Origin of the sequence: Gordonia sp. GONU (assembly GCF_024733855.1) — a bacterium.
Classification (GTDB): domain Bacteria; phylum Actinomycetota; class Actinomycetes; order Mycobacteriales; family Mycobacteriaceae; genus Gordonia; species Gordonia amicalis.
Map to the genome: position 1 here is coordinate 307491 of NZ_JANRHB010000002.1, position 23683 is coordinate 331173.

22 protein-coding genes are annotated in these 23683 nt (G+C 66.8%); 8 read left to right on the forward strand and 14 right to left on the reverse strand.

Translation table 11 applies throughout. From position 1 onward, the window contains the following. Positions 1-5: 5 nt before the first annotated feature. From NWF34_RS03335 to NWF34_RS03385, 11 genes are read right to left on the reverse strand one after another with little or no spacing between them, the layout of a single operon-like run. Positions 6-1571 (reverse strand): AMP-binding protein, encoded by a 1566-nt coding sequence (locus NWF34_RS03335; protein WP_081712467.1) that lies wholly within the window; start codon positions 1569-1571, stop codon positions 6-8. A gap of 32 nt (positions 1572-1603) precedes the next feature. Then, positions 1604-2767 carry a thiolase family protein gene (locus tag NWF34_RS03340; protein WP_024499721.1) on the reverse strand — a complete coding sequence of 388 codons (1164 nt, stop codon included), beginning with the start codon at positions 2765-2767 and terminating at the stop codon, positions 1604-1606. Next, the gene (locus NWF34_RS03345; protein WP_024499720.1) at positions 2764-3216 is read right to left on the reverse strand and encodes a Zn-ribbon domain-containing OB-fold protein; all 453 of its coding nucleotides are present in this window, start codon (positions 3214-3216) and stop codon (positions 2764-2766) included. Before NWF34_RS03345 ends, NWF34_RS03340 begins: the two co-directional genes overlap by 4 nt. Before the next feature lie 26 nt (positions 3217-3242). Then, a complete protein-coding gene (locus NWF34_RS03350) occupies positions 3243-5399 on the reverse strand; it encodes an acyl-CoA dehydrogenase (RefSeq protein WP_024499719.1) in 2157 nt (718 codons plus the stop codon). Then, on the reverse strand, positions 5396-6865 hold the full coding sequence (locus tag NWF34_RS03355; protein WP_051349654.1) for a phosphotransferase family protein: 1470 nt from the start codon (positions 6863-6865) through the stop codon (positions 5396-5398). The genes NWF34_RS03350 and NWF34_RS03355 overlap by 4 nt, the downstream gene beginning before the upstream one ends. Continuing rightward, positions 6862-7737: an enoyl-CoA hydratase/isomerase family protein gene (locus NWF34_RS03360; protein WP_193748687.1), complete on the reverse strand. Its 876-nt coding sequence runs from the start codon at positions 7735-7737 to the stop codon at positions 6862-6864. Before NWF34_RS03360 ends, NWF34_RS03355 begins: the two co-directional genes overlap by 4 nt. Then, entirely contained in the window at positions 7734-9041 is a 1308-nt protein-coding gene (locus tag NWF34_RS03365; RefSeq protein WP_024499716.1) for a MaoC family dehydratase N-terminal domain-containing protein, read from the reverse strand. The genes NWF34_RS03360 and NWF34_RS03365 overlap by 4 nt, the downstream gene beginning before the upstream one ends. 7 nt (positions 9042-9048) lie before the next feature. After that, positions 9049-10287 (reverse strand): cytochrome P450, encoded by a 1239-nt coding sequence (locus NWF34_RS03370; protein ID WP_024499715.1) that lies wholly within the window; start codon positions 10285-10287, stop codon positions 9049-9051. Positions 10288-10294: 7 nt separating this feature from the next. Next, on the reverse strand, positions 10295-10771 hold the full coding sequence (locus NWF34_RS03375; RefSeq protein ID WP_024499714.1) for a MaoC/PaaZ C-terminal domain-containing protein: 477 nt from the start codon (positions 10769-10771) through the stop codon (positions 10295-10297). Further along, the gene (locus tag NWF34_RS03380; RefSeq protein WP_024499713.1) at positions 10768-11298 is read right to left on the reverse strand and encodes a MaoC family dehydratase N-terminal domain-containing protein; all 531 of its coding nucleotides are present in this window, start codon (positions 11296-11298) and stop codon (positions 10768-10770) included. The genes NWF34_RS03375 and NWF34_RS03380 overlap by 4 nt, the downstream gene beginning before the upstream one ends. 1 nt (position 11299) lies before the next feature. Beyond that, on the reverse strand, positions 11300-12202 hold the full coding sequence (locus tag NWF34_RS03385) for an SDR family oxidoreductase (RefSeq protein WP_024499712.1): 903 nt from the start codon (positions 12200-12202) through the stop codon (positions 11300-11302). A 166-nt stretch (positions 12203-12368) separates the two neighbouring features. Here NWF34_RS03385 and NWF34_RS03390 point away from each other — a divergent pair, with 166 nt between their 5' ends. From NWF34_RS03390 to NWF34_RS03415, 6 genes are all read left to right on the forward strand, one after another. Then, complete coding sequence (locus NWF34_RS03390; RefSeq protein ID WP_024499711.1) at positions 12369-13163, forward strand: enoyl-CoA hydratase/isomerase family protein; 795 nt, start codon at positions 12369-12371, stop codon at positions 13161-13163. Between the two features lie 74 nt (positions 13164-13237). After that, positions 13238-14800 (forward strand): AMP-binding protein, encoded by a 1563-nt coding sequence (locus NWF34_RS03395; protein ID WP_024499710.1) that lies wholly within the window; start codon positions 13238-13240, stop codon positions 14798-14800. A 36-nt stretch (positions 14801-14836) separates the two neighbouring features. Beyond that, positions 14837-15304, forward strand: a complete 468-nt coding sequence (locus NWF34_RS03400) for a Zn-ribbon domain-containing OB-fold protein (RefSeq protein ID WP_024499709.1) — start codon at positions 14837-14839, stop codon at positions 15302-15304. After that, the gene (locus NWF34_RS03405) at positions 15304-16509 is read left to right on the forward strand and encodes a thiolase family protein (RefSeq protein ID WP_024499708.1); all 1206 of its coding nucleotides are present in this window, start codon (positions 15304-15306) and stop codon (positions 16507-16509) included. The genes NWF34_RS03400 and NWF34_RS03405 overlap by 1 nt, the downstream gene beginning before the upstream one ends. Before the next feature lie 112 nt (positions 16510-16621). Next, on the forward strand, positions 16622-17473 hold the full coding sequence (locus NWF34_RS03410) for a mycofactocin-coupled SDR family oxidoreductase (RefSeq protein WP_024499707.1): 852 nt from the start codon (positions 16622-16624) through the stop codon (positions 17471-17473). Positions 17474-17524: 51 nt separating this feature from the next. Beyond that, on the forward strand, positions 17525-18451 hold the full coding sequence (locus NWF34_RS03415; RefSeq protein WP_024499706.1) for an acyl-CoA thioesterase II: 927 nt from the start codon (positions 17525-17527) through the stop codon (positions 18449-18451). A gap of 69 nt (positions 18452-18520) precedes the next feature. Here the strand turns inward: NWF34_RS03415 and NWF34_RS03420 are convergent, their stop codons facing one another. From NWF34_RS03420 to NWF34_RS03430, 3 genes are read right to left on the reverse strand one after another with little or no spacing between them, the layout of a single operon-like run. Continuing rightward, positions 18521-19765 carry a MaoC family dehydratase N-terminal domain-containing protein gene (locus NWF34_RS03420; protein WP_024499705.1) on the reverse strand — a complete coding sequence of 415 codons (1245 nt, stop codon included), beginning with the start codon at positions 19763-19765 and terminating at the stop codon, positions 18521-18523. After that, the gene (locus NWF34_RS03425; RefSeq protein WP_024499704.1) at positions 19762-20001 is read right to left on the reverse strand and encodes a hypothetical protein; all 240 of its coding nucleotides are present in this window, start codon (positions 19999-20001) and stop codon (positions 19762-19764) included. The genes NWF34_RS03420 and NWF34_RS03425 overlap by 4 nt, the downstream gene beginning before the upstream one ends. Before the next feature lie 4 nt (positions 20002-20005). After that, positions 20006-21160 carry an amidohydrolase family protein gene (locus tag NWF34_RS03430; protein ID WP_024499703.1) on the reverse strand — a complete coding sequence of 385 codons (1155 nt, stop codon included), beginning with the start codon at positions 21158-21160 and terminating at the stop codon, positions 20006-20008. A gap of 193 nt (positions 21161-21353) precedes the next feature. Here NWF34_RS03430 and NWF34_RS03435 point away from each other — a divergent pair, with 193 nt between their 5' ends. Next, a complete protein-coding gene (locus tag NWF34_RS03435) occupies positions 21354-22451 on the forward strand; it encodes a hypothetical protein (RefSeq protein WP_024499702.1) in 1098 nt (365 codons plus the stop codon). Positions 22452-22453: 2 nt separating this feature from the next. After that, positions 22454-23683: a CaiB/BaiF CoA-transferase family protein gene (locus NWF34_RS03440; protein ID WP_024499701.1), complete on the forward strand. Its 1230-nt coding sequence runs from the start codon at positions 22454-22456 to the stop codon at positions 23681-23683.

Sequence of the window (23683 nt, forward strand, 5' to 3'; positions counted from 1 at the left end):
AAGGGTCACGCCTGCGCGAGCAACTCCCGGATCTGCGCCCGCAGTTCGGGTTTGCGGACCTTGCCACTCGCCGTCCGGGGCAGGACGTCCACCACCTCGAGCCGCTCCGGCATCTTCTGCCGCGCCAGCCCGGCGCCGGTGAAGTGGTCGCGGATGCCGTCCAGGTCGAGGTGCCCTCCGTTCCGAAGAACGACGAACACGCACACCTTCTCGCCGTACCTTTCGTCGGGCATGCCGACCGCGGCGGCTTCGGCGACGGCCGGATGCGACAGCAGAGTGTCCTCGACCTCTTTCGACGAGATGTTCTCGCCGCCGCGGACGATGATGTCCTTCTTGCGGTCGGTGATCGTGAGATAGCCGTCGGCGTCGAGGTTTCCGACGTCGCCGGTACGGAACCATCCGCCGGCGAAGCTCGTGGTGTCCAGCGTCGCGTCGGTGTAGCCGAGGAACTGTTCGGGTCCGCGGCAGAGGATCTCACCGTCCACACCGGGTTCGACGGGGCGGTCGTTGTCATCGACGATCAGCACCTCGGTGCCCGGGGTGATGCGACCGTCGGTGTTGGCGCGCTTGTCGAGCGGATCGTCGGTCGACCCCGACGAGATCGTCGGATGCTCGGTGGAGCCGTAACAGCGAAAGGCGTGGACCCCGAATCCGTCTGCACGCCGGATCAACTCGGCGGCGACGTTGGCCGCGCCCGTCGTGTACTCGGTCAGGGAGGACACATCGAGGCCGGCGCGGTCCGCGGCCTCCAGGATTCCGGCGAGATGGATCGGTGCTCCGGCCGACGATTCGATGCGATAGGAGGAGACCAGTTCTGCCGCCACCGCGGGATCCCAGGCGTCCATGAGGACGGTGGTCGCGCCGCGGCCCAACAGGCGCAGGATGCCCAGCACGCCGGCGATGTGCCCGGACGGGAACGCCGCCAGGCTGCTGACCTCGTCCCCGGTGCCGCGATGCTCCTCCATCGAGCGCACCTCGGCGATCAGGGTGGTGTGGCTGTGCTGCACGCCTTTCGGGTCGGCGGTGGTACCCGAGGTGTACACCAGCAGTGCGCGTTCGGCGGGCGAGGCCGGTGTGTACGGCTCGAATCCCGCGGCGTCGTGGTCGAGGAGTTCACGAAACTCCGTCCGCTGATCCGCCGAAGCCTCGCCCGACGCATCGACCACGAACAGATGCTGCATCGTCGGGATCTCCGACGCCGCGTCGAACAGCGGCAAACAATCGCGTCCGCGCCAGGTGCGCGGTCCGATGTAGATCTTGGCCGCGGACTGGCGCAGGATGAACGACAGTTCGGACGGCCCGTAGATCGACACGATCGGCAGCACCGTGGTGCCGAGAAGCCAGGCCGCCGAATGCGCGACCACGCACTCGCGCCAGTTCGGCAGCTGGATCGCCACCACATCCCCGGCGCCGACACCGCGGGCACGCAGCCCTGCGGCCACCGCGGCGGCCTGCTCGTAGAGGTCGGCCAGGGTCGCCGTCTCGACCGGCCGCACCGCACTGTGGAACACGACCTCGGTGGCGCCGTGATCGCGGGCGGTCGTACGGATCTCCTCGGGCAGCGTGGACATGTCCCTCATCTCTGGTCAGCGCTCACAAGAAGTCAGCGGGTCAACAGCAGACAGCCGGCGATGGGTCCGCCTCCGACGGACACCGCGGCGACATCGAGCGGTTTCGCGACCTGACGATCACCGGCCTCCCGCCGCAACTGGAGGCACGCTTCGTGCAGCACCCAGTAGCCGTGCATCCGTCCTGCCGACAGTTGTCCGCCATAGGTGTTGAGCGGCAACTCGCCGTCACGTCCGATCCGGATGCCGCCTTCGACGAACGGCCCGCCCTCACCATCACCGCAGAAGCCCAGCGCTTCCAGCCAGGCGAGCGTGAGGAACGTGAAACCGTCGTAGAGTTCGGCGATGTCGACGTCCGCCGGGGTCAGATCGGTCCGGCTCCACAGCGTCGACGCAGCCTCGGTCGCAGCCATCTTCGGATAGTCGGGACGCTGCGTCCAGCCTCCGACCCCGCTCGCGCCGCCGATGGCGGCGAATCGTATCGCCGGATTCGGCGCCGACGACTCGTGGTCACGGTGAGAGACCACGACCGCGATCGAACCATCCACCGGGACATCGCAATCCAACAGACCGAAGGGCGTCGACACCGTGCGGGCGCCCAGATAGTCGTCCATCGTCATCGCGTCGCGGAAGACGGCCGCGGGGTTGAGCGCCGCGTTCGCGCGGGCGTTGAGCGCGATCGCACCCAGTTGCTCACGCGTGGTGCCGTATTCGTACATATGCCGACGACAGTGCATTGCCAGCCAGTTGGCCGCCGAATACGCGTCGGCCGCCAGGAGGTACGGAACATCACTCATCACCGGCCGGGGATCGCGCCGCGGCCGGGGCTTCTCCCCCGGCCGCTTCGGCCGGTCGACGGTACCGCCCATCATCTGGACCGTTCGATACACCAGGACGTGGCGGGCACGCTTCTCCCCGACGGCCACCGCTGCCTGTTGCACGGGAGCCAACAGCCCCGCATCGCCGTACGGGCCGCCGAGTTTCCCGGGTTCGATGCCCAGCTGCTGCGCGGTCTCGTCGGCCGGAGTGTCACCGAGGGTGAGGATCGCGTCGATGTCCGTGGGCTCGAGCCCGGCATCGGCGATCGCCGCTCTCACGCTCTGCATCGTCAGATCGATTCCCGGCGTGCCGGTCTTGCGACCGATGTCGGAGATACCGATGCCCGAGATGATGGCGTCCTGTTCCGGGTAGGAGCTCATCGACGATCACCTCCGTCCGGGTCCGCACCGGTCCCGCTGTCGGTCGGGAAGAACACCGGGACGAACAGCTCACCATTCGGTTCGTCGCGCGACGTCGCCGGTTCGAACGCCACCCCCACGCGCATGCCGATCTTCACGTCGTCGGGTTCGCAGCCGACGACGTTCCCGGGAATCCGGAGGCCGGCCTGGTCGTCGAGCTCGATCAGGGCAATCACATACGGCGTCGGCAGATCGGGGTTGTAGCGCTGGACGTTCACCGTGTAGGTGAACACCGTTCCGGTCCCGGTGGTGTCCCGGAATCCGACCAGACCGGAACACTGCGGACACGTGTCGGCCGGCGGGAAGAACCATCGGTCACATGCCTCGCAGAACGGAAGGCGCAATACGTCGTCCCAACCCGAGGTCCAATACGTGTAGTCGTTGTCGACGACCGACGGGATGTTGCGCACTCTCCGACCATCCCCCAAGTCCGCCGTCACCGGTTGAGCGGATCGCGGGGCAGGCCGAGGATCCGCTCGGCGATCTGATTCCGGGTGATCTCCGAGGTACCGCCGGCGATCGACATACCGCGCGCCGCGAGCACCAGCAGACCGGCCATCTTGCCCGCTCCCGAGAGGAACGCGACGTCGGGGCCGATGAGTTCGGCCGACAGCCGTGCGCGGTCGCTGATGTGCTCGGCGAGAAGCAATTTGGTGACATTGCCCTCCGGCCCCGGCCCCGCGTCCGCGACCGAACGGGCAACACGACGCAGGTTGAGGAGGCGGAGCGCATCCTCGACCGCGAGGAACTCGCCGATCTTCACCCTCGATCCCTCGAGCCCGTCGGCATAGCGCTCGGCGAGCTTGAGCATGTAGGTCGCGGCACCCTCGCTGCCGGCGGTGCCGCCGCCGATGCTCACGCGTTCGTTGCCCAGTGTCGCCCGGGCCACCGTCCACCCGTCGTTGGGTTCACCCACGACGTCGGCGTCGGGCACGAAGACGTCGGTGAAGAACACCTCGTTGAACTCGGCGCCACCGGTGATCTGACGCAGCGGCCGCACCTCGACGCCCCGCGCGGACATGTCGATGAGCACGGCGGTGATGCCCTTGTGCTTCGGTGCTTCCGGATCGGTCCGGACCGTGGCCAGGCCCCGTTTACAGAGATGCGCCCCGCTGGTCCACACCTTCTGTCCGTTGATCCGCCAGCCACCGTCGACGCGCGTCGCCCGGGTCTTCACCGCGGCCGCGTCAGAGCCGGCGTCGGGCTCGGAGAACAGCTGGCACCAGATCTCGTCGCCGAGCAGGGCCGGCTTCACGAACCGGTCGATCTGATCCTGGGTTCCGTGCTGGATGAGGGTGAGGATGACCCAGCCGGTGATGCTGTACTCGGGACGCTTCACACCCGCCGCGGCCAACTCCTCCTCGATCACGAGCTGCTCGACGGCGTCGGCGGCACGGCCCCACGGCTTGGGCCAGTGCGGCATCACGTACCCGGTCTCGATGAGCTTCTCGCGTTGCGCCGCCTCACCTTCGGCAGCGGCGATGTCGGCGATGTCGGCCCGCACGCGGACCCGTAGTTCCTCCGCCTCGGGCGGCAGATCGAGGCTGTTGGCGCGGGCGATCCCCGACGCCGCGAACGTGAACACGTCCCGGGCCGGTTCCTGCCCGCCGAACAATCCCTTGAGCACCGTCGCCCGGCGCAGGTGGAGGTGCGCATCGTGTTCCCAGGTGAAGCCGATTCCGCCGTGGACCTGGATGTTCAGTTCCGCGTTGGTCGAATACGCGGGCAGCGCCAGCGTGGCGGCCGAGGCGGCGGTGAGACCGAAGGCCTCGACCCCTTCGTCGGCGGCGCGGGCGGCATCCCACACGGCCGCGGTCGCGGCCTCGGCACCGACGAGCATGTTCGCACAATGATGTTTGACCGCCTGGAACGATCCGATGGTCCGGCCGAACTGTTCGCGCACCTTCGCATACGCCACGGCCGACTCGAGCGTGTCCTGCGCACCACCCACGGCTTCCGCGGCGACCAGTGTTCTCGTGAGAGCCAATGCGGTCGAGCCGATCCCGGAGATCCGGGTGACCGGCGTGTCGGTCAGCGTGACCTTGCCGGAACGGCGGGTCGGGTCGAGATCGGCCTTCGTCTCGACGCTCAGCCCGTTCGCGGAGGACTCGACGATCAGCACGTCATCGCCGTCGATGAGCATCAGGATGTCGGCGAGAGGCGCACCGAGCACCGCGCCGACCTTGCCGGAGACGGCATCGCCGGAGGCCTCCAGAGACGACGCGAGTCCGACACCGGCGGTGAGCGATCCGTCGACCAATTCGGGGAGCCATCGACCGCGCAGCTCCTCGTCGGCGTGACCGAGGACAGATGAGGCGATGACGGTGGGCAGGAACGGACCCGGAGCGACGGCGCGGCCCAGTTCCTCCACGACGACGACGAGTTCGGCGATGCCGTATCCCGAACCGCCGTACTCGTCGGCGACGTGCAGTCCGAGCCAACCGACCTCGGCCAGTTCTTTCCAGAACGTGGGCCGCTGCTCCTCGGAGGCGTCGAGAAGTGCACGGGCCTCGGCGCGCACCTTGCGCTCGATGGTGAAGTCTCGGACCACCGAACCCAGTTCGACGTGGTCTTCGGTCAGGGCGATGCTCATTGCTGCTCCCGGGAGGTCTTCTGGGGGTCTGGATGTGGATGGTCGTCGGTGAGCGGAGGCCAGGTGCGTTCGTAGAGCGCACCGGAGGCGGTCCGCATCAGGTAGTCGTCGCGCTGGACCGATCGCCACATCTGCGCGACGTAGTCACCGACGTCGATCGTCCCCTCGATGGTGCGACGCGCGAGTTCGGCGCGACCGGTCTCGATACTCGATGGCTCCTCCCCGAGGAGCGCGGCGAGTTCGGCACGTTCGTCGGCGTCGAGGTCGTCGCCGACCCGGTCGCATTCCTTGAGGTACTTCACCAGTCTCGCCGCCCCCTTGGTCCAGCGTGCAGCGAGTGGGTCACCGGCCGTGCGGGCGGCGGCGCGCAACACCTCGAGCGTGGCCTCGAAGACATGCTGATTCGCGTCATCTCCTGGTTCGGGTGCGAAGTCGAGTCGTGACATGTCCAGTCCCGCAGCATGTCCGAGCGCCTCGATCTGTAGCCTGCGGTGCAGCATCCCGTAGATCATGCTGTTCCCGGCGTCGGGAGAACCGACGACGAGGGCGCCGCGTCGGTCATCGACGCCATCGTGGAACGTCGACATCTTCGCTTCGGCGAGAAGCCGGTAGTACCAGACTCGCTGGACGTCGATGCGGTTCCCGGTGAGCTGCTCGTAGTCGGCGAGACGATCGGGGAAGTGCGTGAACGGGTCCTGCGCACTGCGTAGGGAGAGCCACGCGATGTCGTCCATCGGGTCCCCGAGGTGTGCCAGTTCCCAGTCGACGATCGCGGTGACCTCACCGTCGGCGTACATGAAGTTGCCGGGACCGGTGTCGCCCTGGACGAGGACCGGCGGACCGTCGTAGTCGGGCTTGTTGCGTTCGAGCCAGTCGACGCAGAACGCGAGCAGCGGCGCCGGCGCCGACTTCCGTCCCATTCGTGCACGGATGCCGGCGAGTTCGTCGTCGAGGTGTTCCGGCACCGTCTTCACCGGGCCGAGTGAGGCGATGTCGAGTTCACGTGGGTCGATGCGGTGGATCGCGGCCAGTTTGCCGATGAAGTCGCGGGCGACGGTGACCTGCTCGTCCGGGTCCTTGATGAGGTAGAACCACGTCTCGCCGCCGACGCGCTCGAGCAGCACCGCCTGCAGCGTCGGGTGAGCGGCGACGACGCGTGGTATGCAGGCACCGGCCCGGTTGAGCGCCGCCATGATCTCGGCCTCCACCGACAGCGGATGAAACGCACTGCCCGGCTTCGGTTCCCGCGGATCATAGCGGAGGAACAGCTCGCCGCTGCCGGCCCGGCCACCGTGGGCGTCGACGAACCATGCCTGACGGCTCGCACCACCCGGCACCTGCCGAGCCGTGACGTCCTCTGCACCGGTCACGTCGACGATCCAGGACCGCAATTCGTCGGGCAGGCCCTTCGGAGCCCGCCTCGCCGGACCGGTGGACTTCTTGTCGGTCACCTCGGCTGCCGTCATCGGCCCTCCCGGCTGCGCGCCGCCCGGTCCATCTGCGCGCGTTCCATCCAGGCGCGGACGGCAGCCTTGTGCTCGTCGGTCATACCCGATCTCACCATCTGTTCGCTCTCCAGCGGGAGCGCTTCGGACAAACTCATCTCGGCAGCGCGCAGCACGTTGCCCTTCGTCGCCGCCCAGGCCTGGCGCGGACCGGCCGCGACGGCGGTGGCCCAGTCGAGGGCTGCCTCGGCGAGCTCTGCGTCGGAGACCACCCGGTTGACCAGACCCCAGTCCTGGGCCTGCGGCGCCGACATCGGCTCGCCGGACACCAGGAACTCCATCGCCCGCGACGGACCGAGCAGCCGGGTGAGGAACCAGGTCCCGCCGAAGTCACCGGAGAATCCGAGGTCGCCCCAGCCGGCGACCAGCTTCGCCGACGACGCGGCGATCCGCAGATCCGTCGCGAGCGCAATGGACAGACCCGCACCCACAGCGGCGCCGGGAAGAGCCGCGATCGTCACCTTGGGCATGTCGTGCAGGAGCGTGGAGATCCGTGCGTTGTGGGTGAGGCCGGCGGCCCGCTCCTCGATGCTGCCGCCGGCGTTCTCCACCTTGCGGCGCACGTCCCCGCCGGCGCAGAACGTGGTGCCGGCCCCGGTGATCAGCACGGACCCGATCTCGGGATCTGCGGCGAACTCCATCAGCAGACGCGGTACCGCCTCGTACATACCCGGGTGCAGCGCGTTTCGCCGCTCCGGACGGTTGAGGACCACGAGGCCCACGCGGTCGACGACCGAGGCCGCGACGACGTCGGTGCCGGTGTCGATCACCGAGCCGCCGCGTCGTGCGGCGAGTTCGGCGATCCCCACGGTGCCGTTCACCGATGCGGTCACCTGCCTGCCTTCCGCTCCGAACCGGCGCTGTAGAGGAGTTCCCGATGGCGCCCCATCATCTCGATCGCGGTGCGCTCCAACTCCTCCGCGGGTTTCGGCAGCAGCACCGGTCCGTGTTCGCGGCTCGGCAGCGCGACGGTCGCGGTCGCCGGCGCGGTGACCTCACCCCGCTGGTTGGTGGCGCGGAACTCGAGGTCGACGTGGCCGACACCGTCGACGACCCGCTTGCCGACGACCTCGCCGGTGATGATCTGGGTGTCGCCGATGTAGTTGAACTTGCGCATCTCGTCGTGCTGGCGGACGAGCCAGGCGTCGTCGCCCATCCAGTCGGTGACGAAGTGGGTCAGCCAGCATTCGCGGGTCACGCCGTAGTCGTAGGCCATCGGGTTGCCGATGGACTGCGACCACTCGTTCTCCCAGTGCAGACGCTGCGCCACATCGGGGATACCGGCCTGGTTCTTGATGTAGAACTTGGGCTTTCGTTGCCGGTTCTCGTAACCGAGACGCCCGTGGGCGATCCCGTAGGGCGCGAAACCGTAACCGCCCGAGTGGAAACAGATGATGTCGGTCAGAGTGAGCGGACCCTTGGCCATCGGCCGCAGCTTCTCCCCGATCTCGACGTCCTCGAACCAGCGCTTCTGCGCACCGCGAGGACCCTCCGCCGCGTAGATCTCGTCGATCTCGGCGATCTGATCGTCGGTGTACGACGCGGCTTCGATGCTCATGTTCTTGCCGCGCTCGCGTGACTTCTTGCGTTCGGTGGCGATGAGGATGACACGGTCGATGGAGACGACCTCGGCCCGTTGGTTGACCCGAACCGTCCGGAGCACACGGATCACCGAGCGACCGGCGAACTCGCTGGTCTTCTCCTCGATCGACTCGAGTCCGCCGAAGCCGTAGAGCTCGTCACCCGGCAGCACCGGACGAAACCACTCGCTGGTCTGCCCGGACACGAACAGGTGTACGCCGGAGAAGAGACGTTTGGTGGCCTGGCGGATGTCCTCGGGGATCGGGTCGCCGAGCATCTTGCGCGACAGCGCGATCGGCATCATCGGCGGCGCGATCTGGCTTCCCCACCGTGTCCGTGCGCCGTACGCGGGATCGGTGAACAGCGGGTTGTCGTCACCATAGGCGCGGGTGAAGTTTCGCAGCGCGTCAGGTGTTGCGACGGAATAGAACTCGTCGATGCTCTTGGGCGCCTCGAGGCCGAGGAGGAGTTTGGCCTTCTCGATGTCCTCATCTCTGATCGGGTGATCGAAGTCGGCATCTGCCGAAGAGTCGTTCTTCGTGGAGGTCTGGCTCATGGTCGTGTCACCCACCGACGCGCATCGGCAACGACTTCAGACCGCGCAGCGACAGGGTCGCCTTGTATCGCAGGTCGGTGTCGGGCACTCTCACCTCGAGGGAGGGGAACCGCTCGATCAGGGTGCGCAACGCGACACGGCCTTCGAGGCGGGCCAGGTGATGGCCGAGGCAGTAGTGCGCGCCGAACGCGAAGGACATGTGCTTGTTCGGGAAGCGCGCCAGGTCCAGTGACTCCGGATCGTCGTACACCTCCTTGTCGCGGTTGGCGGAGATGATCATGCCGACCACCTGGCTGCCCTGCGGGATGTGGGTGCCGGCGAACTCGACATCCTCGATGGCGATACGCGGGGCCGCACACGCCACCGGGGTCGTGTACCGCAGCAACTCCTCGATGGCGGTGGGCCACAGCGCCTCGTCCTCGCGGAGCGCCTGCAGTTGTTCGGGGTTGCGCACCAAAGCCAATGTGCTGCTGCCGATCAGGTTCGACGTCGTGTCGTGGCCGGCGAGCAGCAACAGAAAGATCATGCCGAGCACTTCGCGATCGGTCAGACGGTCGCCGTCCTCGCGGGCCTCGACGATCGCCGAGATCAGGTTCTCGTCCGGATGCGCGCGGGCCTCGTCGGCGAGATGCTGGATGAACTTGAGCAGTTTGTTCGCGACGGGCATCCGGCGGACCATGCCGATCGGACCGGCGCCGGAGTCCTCGGTCATCTTGTTGACCAGGTGGTGGAACTCCGCGCGGTCGGCGTCGTTGACGCCGAGCATCGAGGAGATCACCCGGAGCGGGAGCTCGACCGCGTAGTCGTTGACCAGGTCGACGTCCTTCTTGCGGGCCAACTCGTCGACCAGTTCGTTGGCGATGTCGGTGACCTGATCGCTCATCCCCGCAATCAGTTTCGGGGTGAACGCCTTGTGCACCAGGGTACGAAGACGCTTGTGTTCCGGGTCGTCTTTGAACACCATCGTCTCGCTGAGCAGCTTGATGGTCTGCGGGAGCATCCAGTTGAATCGCGCCGCACCGCCGTAGCGCATGGAGTCGGTGGAGAAGCGTTCGTCGGTGTGCAGTGCCTGGACATCGGCGTGCCGGGTCACCATATATCCGGTGCCGCGCACCATCATCGGGGCCTTCAGGCGGGAGACGGGTTCATTCTCGCGGAGGTAGGCGTACCGCGGATACGGGTTGTAGTACATCACCGGATCGGCCAGGTTGGTCACCGACATGGTCGGGGTTGCGACGCTGGTCATGGGAGGTTCACCTTTCGTTGCCATCGGTTGGCATCAGATCGACCTCACGGTCGAGCAACACGGTCGCCGTGCCCTTCAGGACGGTCTCGTCGCGCTGATTGGTTGTCTCGAGCACCAGTTGCACCCGCGTGGTCTCGGTTCGCTCGATCGCCTCGACCTCGGTGACGGTGGCGCGTCCCACGAGGGTGTCGCCGGGCCACACCTGCGCGACGAACCGCGCCGAGTAGTCCTCGACCGCGGCGGCACCGAACCAGTCGGTCACCAGCCGGCCGGTCATCCCCATCGTCAACATCCCGTGCGCGAAAACCGTTGGTACCCCCGCGACCTCGCGCGCGAACAGCTCGTCGGTGTGCAGCGGGTTGTAGTCGCCGGACGCACCCGCGTACTGCACGATCTGGGTCCGGGAGAGGTCCTCGACGAGGATGGCCTCGCGGGTGTCGCCGACGACGGGCTGGGCGGTCGGCGTGGACGTGTCCACGCTCATGACGTCTTCTCCGCGGGGGCGGTGCTCACGGCGACGGCGGTGGCGGTCGCCACCACCTCGCCGGACTCGTCGAGGTAGTCGGTGACGGATTCGGTGAAGACCATCGCTCCCCCTTTGCGCCCCTTCTTCTCCCAGGTGTCACCGGTCCGCACCGACGTGCGCAGGATCTCACCCACCCGCACCGGTCGAACGAAGTGAAAGCGTTGTTCGGCGTGCAGCACATTGCTGGTGTGCTTCGCGTCGGGCGATGCGGCGTCGCGAGGCGTCGCGTTCTGTGCTCCTGTCCGCGGTGCTCCGGCGCCGGTGGGGTCGGCCCCGGACCCGATCCACGCCTTCCCTGGTTTCGGGCGCAGCTGATAGTCCGCATCGAACTGGGCACTCGCCTGCAGAAACGTCGGCGGGATGACCGCGCCGTCGAGCCCGCCGGCGTCGGCGGTCGCATCGGAGTACACCTCGGCGGTGTCCCCGATCGCACGAGCGAACTGCTGAACGTGGCCGGACTCGATCGGGAATCGCCGAACGGCCATGTCAGTCCCGCCAGTTGCCGAGGTCGAAGGGAACGGTTGCCAGACGTGCGGCCTCGGTCTCGAGCTCGGCGATCGTCCAGCGCTCGTCGCCGGGCTTCTCGATGGAGTCGATGATCGCCCACGGCTGGAACAGCTTGACCTTGTTGCCCATGACGAAGAAGACCCGACCGGTGATCGGGCAGTTCTCCGTCCCCAGGTAACCGACGAACGGGGAGACGTTCGCCGGGTCCATCGGCCCGGCCTGCTCACCCTTCTCCGGGTCCGGCACGCCGGGCAGCCCGGCGGTCAGGCGTGTCAACGCAGCGGGCGCGATGGCGTTGACCCGGACGTCGTACCGGGCCAGCTCGCCGGCGGCGATCATGGTCATCGCGGCGATGCCCATCTTGGCCGCACCGTAGTTGACCTGACCGGGCTGGCCGAAGAGACCCGAGGTGGAGCTGGTGTTGATGACCGCGCGCTTGACGCCGGGCTCGATCTTGGACCGTTCGCGCCAGTACGCCGCAGCGTTCTGCAGCGGCGCGAAGTGCCCCTTGAGATGAACCTTGATGACCGCGTCCCATTCGTCCTCGGACATGTTGACGACGGTCCGGTCGCGAAGGATGCCGGCATTGTTGACCAGCACGTGAAGGTCCCCGAAGGACTCGACCGCGGTGTTGATCAGCGACTGCGCCCCCTCCCAGGAGGCGACGTCGTCGTGGTTGGCGACGGCCTTGCCGCCGAGGGCCTTGATCTCCTCGACCACCTGCTCCGCGGCAGAGGCGTCGGCACCGCTGCCGTCACGCGAGCCCCCGAGATCGTTGACCACGACCTCCGCTCCCTCGCGGGCGAACAGCAGCGCATGCTCCCGTCCGATTCCGCGCCCAGCCCCGGTGATGATGGCCACGCGGCCGTCCAGACTCCCCATGCATCGCTCCCAGTAATCGGCTTCTCGATCCAGGTTGTAATAGTACACTGATTTGCATGATTGTCACCACATTCACAGTTTCGGCCAAGAGCGCCGTCGACACCCCGGGAGTTGTTCTGTGACTACGGAACTCACTGACGAGAAGCACTCCGAGGCCCCCTCCTCGATCACCGCCGACACCCTCACGACCATCGAATACGAGGTCTCCGACGACCACGTCGCGACCATCACGCTCGACCGTCCGGAGGCCCTGAACTCCTTCGACGACACGATGGCGGCGGAGATGGAGTGGGCATGGACGACCATCCGCGAGGACGCCGACGTCCACGCCGTGGTCATCCAGGCGAACGGCGACCGAGCCTTCTCCACCGGCGCCGACATCAAGGGTGGTACGTCCTGGTTCGCCAAGGACAACGTCTGGAACACCTTCGATCCCGGCGTCACGCTGTCGCCGAAGATCCATCACCGCGTGTGGAAGCCGGTGGTCGCCGCCGTGCACGGCATGGCCGCCGGCGGCGCCCAGTACTTCCTCAACGAATCCGACATCATCATCGCCTCGGCCGATGCGGAGTTCTTCGACCCGCACGCCAACGGCGGCATCGTCTCGGCCCTCGAACCGATCGGGATGCTCAACCGCGGCGTGCCCCTGGGTGACGTCCTGCGCTGGGCACTGATGGGCACCGAGGAGCGGATCACCGCCGACACCGCACTGCGCCTGGGCCTGGTCACCGAGGTGGTGGAGCGCGAGAACCTGCGGTCGCGTGCCCACGAGATCGCCGCGTCGATCGCCGCCCGCAACCCGGTCGCGGTGCAGGGCACAGTGCGCGCCATCTGGGAATCCCTCGACATGACCCGCAGCGCCGCGCTGCAGAACGGCATGGCCTACACCCACATCGGCAACCAGCCCGCCGAGGTCCGGCGGGCGCAGCCGCGACGGAACGATCCGCCCACCTACCGATGACCCTGGCTCGGGAAACAGATAACTGATACAACTATTTGGCCTCCGCCGTGCGGCGGAGACTGACGGAGGTAGACGTGAAACACCCCTGGGACCGTCGACTCGGCGTCTGGTGGATCGCCGAGGATCATCCCGACCGACCGGCGATCGTCGCCTCCCCGAGCGGACGCACGATGACGTACGACGAGCTGACCGGCAGCGCGCATCGACTTGTACACGCATTGCGCGCACAGGGCCTCGGTGCCGGCGACATCGTCGCCTACGCGCTGCCCAACGACGTCTATCCGGTGATCTGGCAGCTCGCCTGCGCGGAGATGGGAATCCGTTATCTCGCATTGAATCCCGCGCTGTCAGCGGCCGAGTTCATCGACATCCTCGAACACTCGGGTGCGGTGGCCGTGGCGGTCCACCCCGACTTCGCCGACCGGATGAGCGACGTCGGCAACACGGACACGCTGAAACTCGCGGTGGCCGTCGGCGGTGACATCCCGGGCTTCCTGCCGTACGAGGAACTGATCGCCTCGCATCCCGACACCCTTCCGGAGAATCGGGTCCTCGGCGGTGCGATCTCCTACTCGTCGGGCACCACCGGCAAGCCGAAGGGCGTCATGCGTCCGCTCCCCGCGCTCGAACCGTCGGCTGCGGCAAATGCCATGTCCACCTTCGGTCGCGCCTTCCAGTTCCTGCCCTTCGACGGCGTCCACCTCGTTTCGACAGGAATGAATCATGGTGGCTGTCAAGGCTTCTACCTCGGCGCCCTGAACGTCGGCCAGGCACTCGCCATCGGCGGGAAGTTCGACCCCGAGGACACGCTGCGGATGATCGACGAGCATCGGGTGACGACCGCCTACATGGTGCCGACCCAGTTCGTCCGCCTGCTCCGACTCCCCGAGGAGGTCCGCAACCGCTACGACCACTCGAGCCTGAAGGTCGTCGCCCACTCTGCGGCGCCGTGCCCGCTCGAGGTCAAGAAGCAGATGTTCGACTGGTGGGGTCCGGTGATCTGGGAGACCTACGGCGGGATGGAGGGGGCCGCGACGATCGCGAAACCCCACCGCTGGCTGGAGAAGCCGGGCACCGTCGGCCGTGCTGTTGCGGGTATGGCGGTGCGCATCCTCGATGACGACGGTAACGAACTGCCGGCCGGCGAGATCGGCAATGTCTACCTGGAGTCGGCGACCTCGACCTTCGAGTACCGCGGCGACCCCGAGACCACCAGGTCGGCTTTCCGCGGACGGTCGTTCACCATCGGCGACATCGGATACCTCGACGACGACGGTTATCTGTTCATCTGCGACCGCGCCAAGGACATGATCATCAGCGGCGGCGTGAACATATACCCGGCGGAGATCGAGGGTGTCCTGTCGGCGCATCCCGCCGTCGCCGACGTCGCGGTCATCGGAATCCCCGATCCCGAATGGGGCGAACAGGTCAAAGCCCTGGTGGTGACCGCAGATTCGGCGACCGACACCGACGGCCTCGCCGACGAGCTCATCGCCTGGAGCAAAGAACGGCTCGCCCGCTACAAGTGCCCGCGCAGCGTCGAGTTCCGGGAGACGCTGCCGCGCACCGAGACCGGGAAGCTCCTGAAACGCACTCTTCGCGACGAGTTCTGGACCGCCAGCGGCCGGCACGTCTGACGGCACATACCCGCACACGAAAGGGAACGACTCCACATGACCGACACGTCCACATCCACCGCGGCACCGCCGGATTCGGCGGACACCCAGCCCGGTGCGGTGCCCATCGTCGACTACCTCGTCCTCGGCGATCAACCTCACCTCATCGCGCACGAGTGCACCAAGTGTTCGGCGCGGTACTTCGACCACCGGAACGCGTGCGCATCGTGCTTCGGTACCGAGTTCACCGATGTCGACGTCCCGACCACCGGGACGTTACGCACCTACACGATCGTGTCCTTCGCGGCCCCCGGCGTCCCGGTACCCTTCGTCGCCGGCGTGATCGATTGCGACGGAACCCATGTCCGCGGGAACGTCATCAACACCGACCCGACTCCCGAGAACATCACCCTGGGCATGCCGCTGCGCCTGGCGACCTATGTGGTCGGGACCGATGACAACGGCGTCGAGGCAATCGGTTTCGGATTCGAACCGGATACATCCGGAAATGGGGAGGCAGTCTGATGTCGGAGAACGTGTGGATTCTGGGTATCTACATGACCAAGTTCGGCAAGCACCTCGATCGCGACGTGGTCGACCTGGGCGCCGAGGCCTCTCTGGCCGCGATCGCCGACGCCGGGATCACCATGTCGGACATCGACGTGCTGGCCGCCGGGAACATCATGGCACCGCCGGGATTCGGTCAGGCCCTGCAGAAGCAGATCGGCCAGACCGGCATTCCCGTCTACAACGTGAGCAACGCGTGCGCCACCGGCGCCACCGCGCTGCGCACCGCGGTGATGGCCATCAAGGCCGGTGAGGCCCGCTACGCTCTCGCCGTCGGCGTCGAAAAGCTGGCCGGCGCCGGACTCCTGGGCGGGCGGGCGAAGCCCTCGGCCGGCAACGAGTGGACACCGCAGGGCCGGTTCGGTGCCGTGACCGGACTCGACGGACGCGTCGGCACCGAGGCGATGCCGGGCGTGTTCGCCCAGGTCGGCATGGAATACCTCCACGAGGCCGACTACTCCGGCGTCCCGCTCGACCTGTTCGCCCGCATCGCCGAGAAGAACCACGAGCATTCGACGCTCAATCCGCTTGCGGCCTACACGAAATCCATGTCGGCCGAGCAGATCAAGAACGACGTCATGATCGCCTACCCGAACACCCGGTCCATGTGTTCGGCGAACTGCGACGGCGCGGCTGCGGCGGTCCTGGTCAGCGACAGCGAACTGTCGAAGCTCTCGCTCGAGCAGCGTCGACGCGCGGTCAAGATCTCGGCCTCGGTCCTCACCTCCGACCCGTGGCAGGAAGCCTGCCAGGTGCTGCCCGACGTCAACACCCTCACCCGCAACGCGGCGCAGAAGGCCTACGAGCTGGCCGGCATCGGACCGTCGGATCTGGATCTGGTCGAACTGCACGACTGTTTCGCCACCGCCGAACTCGTCCACTACGACAACCTCGGTCTGTGCGAGCCCGGCAATGCGGTCGACTTCTTCGAGAGCGGTGCCACGTGGCGCACCGGCACGACGCCGGTCAATGTCTCCGGCGGCCTGGAATCAAAGGGACACCCGATCTCGGCCACCGGTATCGCCAACGTCTGGGAGGTCTGCCACCACCTTCGCGGTGAGGCCGGTGATCGCCAGATCGAGGGTGCGCGAGTCGGTTTGGCCCACGTCATCGGGCTCGGTTCGGCCTGCGGGATCCACGTCCTGGAGCGGTCCGTCGCCTGAGTCGGACATCGTCGAAGAACCCCTGCGGGCCGAAACACCACTGCGGTCGGCTGGCATGGTGTCTAATAACTAAAAGAGTTAACTTGTTTGTCTGTTTACGCAAGGAGCCACCATGTCAGCTCGACTAGCAGGAAAAGTAGCGTTCGTCACCGGCGTGGCACGAGGCCAGGGCCGAAGCCATGCACTGCGCCTCGCCGAGGAGGGAGCCGACATCATCGGCGTCGATCTCCCCCGTCCGGTGGAGAACATGACCTATCCGCTGGCGTCGCAGGAAGACCTCGACGAGACCGTGCGGCTGGTCGAGAAGACCGGACGGTCGATCATCACGCGGGCGGCGGATGTCCGCGATCGCAGCGCCCTCGACGAGGCGGTCGCCGCCGGCGTCGAGGCCTTCGGTCATCTCGACATCGTCGTCGCCAACGCCGGTGTCTGCCCCCTGGGCCAGACACCGCCGAACACCTTCCTCGACGTCATCGACGTCAACCTGGTGGGCCTGATCAACACCTTCAACGCCGCGTACCCCCATCTGGGCGATGGGGCGTCACTGATCGGCATCGGCTCGGTCGCCGGACTCACCCCGGGCGCCGTCGACAACCCGGCCACCGGCCCCGGCGGCGCCGGTTACGGCTACTCCAAGCGGGCCATCGCCCAACTCGTGCACGACTTCTCGATCCTCGTCGCACCGCGTGGCATCCGCGTGAACGCCGTCCATCCCGGCAACTGCGACACCGACATGTTGCAGAACGACGCTATGTACCGGATGTTCCGGCCCGACCTCGAATCCCCGACGAAGGACGATGCGTCCCTGTCCTTCCCGGTGATGAACGCGATCCCGGTGCCGTGGGTCGACCCGCTCGACGTCAGTAACGCCGTCGTGTACCTGGCGTCGGATGAGTCCCGATACGTCACCGGCTCGCAACTGAAGGTGGACGCCGGCGCGATCGCCAAGGCGGTTCCCCTCTGACCTCCCGCAGCGCGGGAACAGTGAGGTGGGGAAGCACGGGAGCGAGGGAACATGACAGCACGCAACACGAGCGAGGCCGACGACGTGGCCGTCGATTCGGTCAACGGGACACCACCGGGATTCCACAACGGGGAGGTCGCCTCGACCGTCTCCGGGGCCCTCTCGCTCGCCGACGTCGGTAACGACGTGTTCATCGCAGGGCCCGCCAGTGCCGACGATCCGCGTGGCCTCTACGGGGGTCGTCTGACCGCCCAATCCCTGCGCGCCGCCTCACTCACCCTGCCGGACAACCGGCTCGCCCACTCGATGCACTGCTACTTCCTGGTCCCGGGTGATGCGACCAAACCGATCACCTTCACCGTCACCCGCGAACGTGACGGCGGCCGGTACTCGGTGCGGCGCGTCGTCGCCAGCCAGGACGGCGTGGACATCCTCCATCTCGCCGCTTCCTTCCAGCGGGAGCAACCGGGCGCCGACTACCAGGCGCAGGACATGCCGGCCACGGTTGCTCCCACTGAGCTGACCTCGGTCCCCCAGGACCCCCGGATGCTCGACCTCGACGTCCGCATCCCCGACGACGGCGACCAATACCACCGGTGGCCGACGCGTCTGTGGATCCGCATCACCGAACCCCTCGACACGGACCCGAACAACCCGGACCCGAACCTCCGGGCGTGCGGCCTGGTCTTCATCTCCGACATGTGCACCGGACTCTCCAAGGCGCCCATGGTCAAGCACGTCGGCATCCTGCCCAGTATCGACCACACCGTCTGGGTCCACCGTCCGTGCGACCCCAACCAGTGGATGCTGATGGACCTCGCACCTGAGTCGACCTCGAGCGGCCGCGGCATGTACACCGGCCGCATCTACAACGAGGACGAAGTATTGCTCGCAAGCCTCGCGCAGGAGTCGCTGTTCCGTAACCGCGAGAAGCGCAACGGTTCTCACACCGCCGGCCGCAACGGCCACGCCAGCTAGAGCATCACAACAGAGTGCGGGATGAGTGCCGATTTCCGACACTCATCCCGCACTTTGTGTAGAAGCTGCTCAGGGAGCGGAGGCGGCGATCCGGTCCATCTCGTACCGCAGGATGCCGTCGCGAGTGTCGGCGGGCGGGTCGGGCAGCTCGACCGGCGCCGACCGGGTGGGCAACAGGACGGTCGCGGTTGCCGGCGAGGTGATGGCACCGCGCTGGTTCTCGCACCAGAGCTCGATGTCGACCTCGTTGCGACCGTCGACCTGACGCTTGTCGACGACCTGCCCCTTGAGCCACGTGGTGTCGCCCATGTAGTTGAAACCCCGGTGCTGCACCGACAGCTTCCACAACCAGCCGTCGTCGCCGACCCAGTCACTCAGCAGGTGCGTCAGCCAGGTCTCGCGCATGGCGCCGTAGTCATACGACGTCGGGATCCCCAGTTCGCGTGCGCGTTCGGGTTCCCAGTGCAGGCGTTGCACAGTGTCCGGGATGTTCAGCGAGTTCGGGGGATACAGACCGGGAGCCTTCTTCCGGATCTTGTACGCGTGCCCGAACGCTCCGTTCGGGGTCAGCTGCATACCCCAGCCGACGTGCCACACGACGACGTCCGTCGTGACCAGCGGGCCCTTGACCTTCGTCGGCAGCGGATCACCGACCTCGACGTCCTCCCAGTACCGCGGCACCGCACCCCGACGCTCCTCGGCCTCGTACGCCGCGTCGATCTCGGCGAGCTGTTCGGGCGTGTACGGCTCCGGTTCGAGGGTCTCCTTCTTACGCTTCTTCGACGCCGTACGCTCGGCGTTGATCCAGGTTCCGCGTCGGATCACGCAGGGCTCACCGCGTGCGTTGTCGTAGATGAAAGCCCGGGTCACGTGCGCCGACCGGCCGCCGAAGCTGCTCGTCTTGGGGACCACACCGACCTGGGAACGCAGGCAGTTCAACCGGTCCCCGATGTGGAGCGGTCGCCACCACTCGAATTCCATGACCGCCTGATACGACCCAAGGCCAGCGAAGGGATCGCCGCGGAACAACGCCTTGGTCTCCGCATCCGGCTTCGGCGCGGCATCCTCACCCATCGTGTAGTGGAAGGCCGGCGGAGCGATCAATCCGCCCCAGCGGGTCGTCGCGCCGTACTCGCGGTCGCAGAACAGCGGGTTGTCGTCGCCGTAGGCCTGGGCGAAGTGTCGCACTCCGTCCCAGGTCACTTCATAGTTGTGCGGCGCATGCGGAATACGTTCGGGCACACCGTTTCGCAGTCGGCTGCGTTCGATCTTCTCGTCGGTCAGCACACCGAAACCGCTGTCGGTCACCGTCATGAATCACTCCGCTCTGTCAACGATCGCCGGATCTCGATGAGCCGGTTGAGCCTTCGTTCGCCCTCGGTGGTCGCGGCGTCGTCGCCGGCATCCTTCGCCGACTCGACGCGCGCACGCTCGGCCTCGATCTCCTCGTCGAGGAGCAGGCCGGCACCGTCGCGGGTGAGGAGGTCCTGGTCGGTCCAGTCCGCCGCCGGGATCTGCTCGACGGGTTCCGGGCTCTGCCGGTCTCCCACGGCCTCAGCCCTCGGCCCGCGGGAAGTCGAACAGCTTGCGGGCGTTGAGTTCCACCATCTTGTGGACCTCCTCGTCGGGCACGTTGCGCATCGACTCGGCCACCACCTTGCGGCTGTTCGGCCAGTTGGAGTCGGAATGCGGGTAGTCGCATTCCCAGGTGATGTTGTCGATGCCGACCGCATGCCGGTTGTCGATGCCGTGCTGGTCTTCGATGAAGCATCCGAAGATGTGCTCGCGGAACAGATCCGACGGTCGGACCGTCTGATTGATGTTCTGGTAGTAGCGATGCTTCTCCCAGGTCAGGTCGATCCGCTCGAGCATGTAGGGCACCCAGCCGATGCCGCCCTCGGACAGCGCGAACTTGAGCTTCGGATGCTTGTGGAACACCGGCGAGAAGAGCAGATCCGCCGTCGCATACATCGAGTTGCAGCCGAACAGTGCGATCATCACCGCCATCGGTGCCTCGGGTGCTGTGATCGGCGGCTTGCCCGACGTGCCGAAGTGGATCGACAGAACCTGTCCCGTCTCCTCACAGGCCGAGAAGACCCCGTCCCAGTGATCGGTGTGGAACGACGGCAACCCGAGTGGCACCGGGTTCTCCACGAAAGCGATGGCGCGCGAACCCTTCTGGGCGGTCCGATGGATCTCGGCGATCGCCAGTTCGGTGTCCCACAGCGGCAGGATCACCATCGGGATGTAACGGTCCGGCGCGGTCGGACACCACTCGTCGAGCAGGTAGTCGTTCCATGCCTGCACACACGCGTGCGCCAACTCCTTGTCCTCGCCCTCGAGGAACACCGTGCCGGCGAACCGAGGGAACGACGGAAAGCACAGCGCCGCATGGACGCCGTCGACATCCATATCCGCCAGGCGAGCCTTCGGGTCGTAGCAGCCGGGCAGCATGTCGTCGTAGCGGACGGGTTCGGCGCCGTACTCCTGCGGCTTCTTCCCGGCCACCGCGTTGAGCCCGATATAGGGGTAGATCCGATCCTCATAGCGCCAGACCTGCGCCGGCGGCCGGCCCGGCCGCAGCTCCTTCTCGATGATGTTCGGCCCCGCCTCCAGATACTTCCGCGGAAGGCGATCGGTCCACAGCTTCGGGTGTTCGATCAAGTGGTCGTCGGTCGAGATCAGTTGCATGTAGTCCTGCAGTGGCATTGCATCTCCTCGCGTTTCGCCCGTGTTCGTCCGGGCAGATCGGACTGCCGGCAGCGCGTGACGACGCACTGGGCCACGAATCCATCGTGGCACGTCGAAACGTCGCTCCACAAGAGAATCAGATCAATGAGTTATCTGCTTTTCCTTCCCGAATCCTCACTAAATGAGTTAACTCTATGCTAGCGTCCGGGGTGTGACTGTTGAGGACAATGCCGGCGAGATCACCGCCGACACCCCGTTCGCGCCGGCGGATGACACGTACCACGTACCACCCACCGACGACCCGTACTGGGTGGAGACCAACTGGTGGTCGTTCAACATCCCCGCACGGCACATAGGCGGCTGGCTTCATGCCCGCTACGACGTCAATCGCGGCACGGTGACCTGGCGGGTCTTCGTGTGGGATCCCAGCGGCGCCGACCTCGGTCGCATCGCCTACTACCGCAACGCGACCGACAAGCCGATGCCCGAGAACCCCGACCTGCGCGACATCACCTTCCCGCACGGCGGTTTCTCGGTGAAGATGATCGAGCCGCTCACGCGCTACCAGATCGCCTACTCCGACCCGGCCAACGACTTCTCGATCTCGTTCGAACACACCGCAGTCCATCCTCCACGCCGCTTCACACCCGGCGAGCCGCCGGCGATGTACAGCCCCCACCTCGACCAGCTCGGTCACCAAGTGGGCGAGCTCGTGCTGCGCGGCGAGTCGATCCCGATCGATTCGTACTCCATCCGCGACCGCACCTGGGGCCCCCGCGGTGGGCACCACATGCAGTCCAAGAAGCCCGAGTACCTCCGCGGCGAACACAAGGTGCTCCATCCCGGTGGGCCGCGGTGGCGCGAGATCGAACGTGAACGCGGCCGCGGCCGTATCCAGTACATCTTCGGTCATTCCGGTCCGGAGACCGGATTCCTCGGCTTCGTGCGTCCCCAGGACGGCGACGCCGAGGGCTGGTCACCCCTCAATCACGGATGGCTGCTCCGGGACGGGAAGTTCGAGCGCCTCGACAAGACGCAGTCCCGGATGCGCAACTTCCGCGACCCGCAGACCGGGTGGAGCGCCCACATGCAGGTCGACCTGACCGACCTCACCGGCCGGACCATGTCCGCCGAGGGTTTCTCGGTGAGTCACATGTGCGAGGGCGGACTCGGCAGTAATGCGCTGATGCGCTGGGAGTTCGACGGTGAGATCGGCTGGGGTGAGGACCAGGACGGCTGGAAGCGTTCACACTGGATCAAGATGATGAACGCCCTGCGCGCCACCGGCAACCACAAGGAGGAGGCGTGAGCATGACACCCACCGAGAATTCAGCGGCAGCAGCTCCTTTCGACGGTGTGCGGGTCGTCGAGATCGCCGCCTGGACCTTCGTCCCCGGGGCGGGCGCCATCCTGGCCGATCTCGGTGCCGACGTGATCAAGGTCGAACCGCCGTCCGGCGATCCCCAGCGCAATCTGCAGAACGCCCTCAACCGCAAAGAGGGTGCCCCGAACCCCTTCCTCGAGGTCCCCAACCGCGGAAAGCGGAGCATCACACTCGATCTCACCACCGACGACGGCCACGACCTCCTCCTCAAACTGGTGGAAAAGGCCGACGTCGTTCTCACCAGTTACCTCCCGGCGCAGCGGACCAAGCTCCGCGTCGACGTCGACGACCTCCTCGCGGTCAACCCGAAGCTGGTCTATGTCCGGGGAACGGGCTGGGGTTCCAAGGGCGACAAGGTCGATGTCGGCGGATTCGACGCGGCAGCAGCGTGGTCGGCCGGCGGCACGATGCACAAGCTCACCCCGCCGGGAGCCGACCGCCCGACGATGCAACCGGCGGCCTACTACGACCTCCAGGGCTCCAGTGCGATCGCCGGTGCCGTCGGGATGGCGCTGTTCCGCCGCGAACGCACCGGCAAGGGCGGCGTCGTGGACGTCTCGCTACTCAACACCGGCATGTGGCCGCTGAGCCCCGATCTGACCGCGGCCCCTTACATCGGGGAGATCCCGCGCCAGGATCGCACCGACGCCCCCAACCCCATCGTCAACGCGTACCGCACCAAGGACGACCGCTGGATCAACCTGGTCTGCCTGCAGGCGCAACGCTTCTGGGGTGAGCTGTGCGCCCTCGTCGACCGCGTGGACCTGATCGTCGACGAACGGTTCGCCGACGACATGGGCCGCTACACCAACCGTCACGAGTGCATCGCCGAACTCGACAAGGCGTTCGCCGAGAAGACCCTCGACGAGTGGCGTCACATCCTCGCCGAGTTCTCCGGTGTGTGGGCGGCCGCCGCGACCGTCGCCGAACTCCACGACGACAAGCAGGTGCTCGACAACGGTTTCCTGCCCGAGGTACCGACCGAGGACGGCGCGGGTTTCCGCGTGGTCGCTCCTCCATATCACTTCGACGACCAGCCCACGACGCCGCGACGGCGGGCTCCGAGGCTCGGCCAGCACACCGAGGAGATCCTGCTCGAGGCCGGACTCGATCCGCAGCAGATCAGCGACCACCGTGAACGGGGCGTGCTGGGCTGA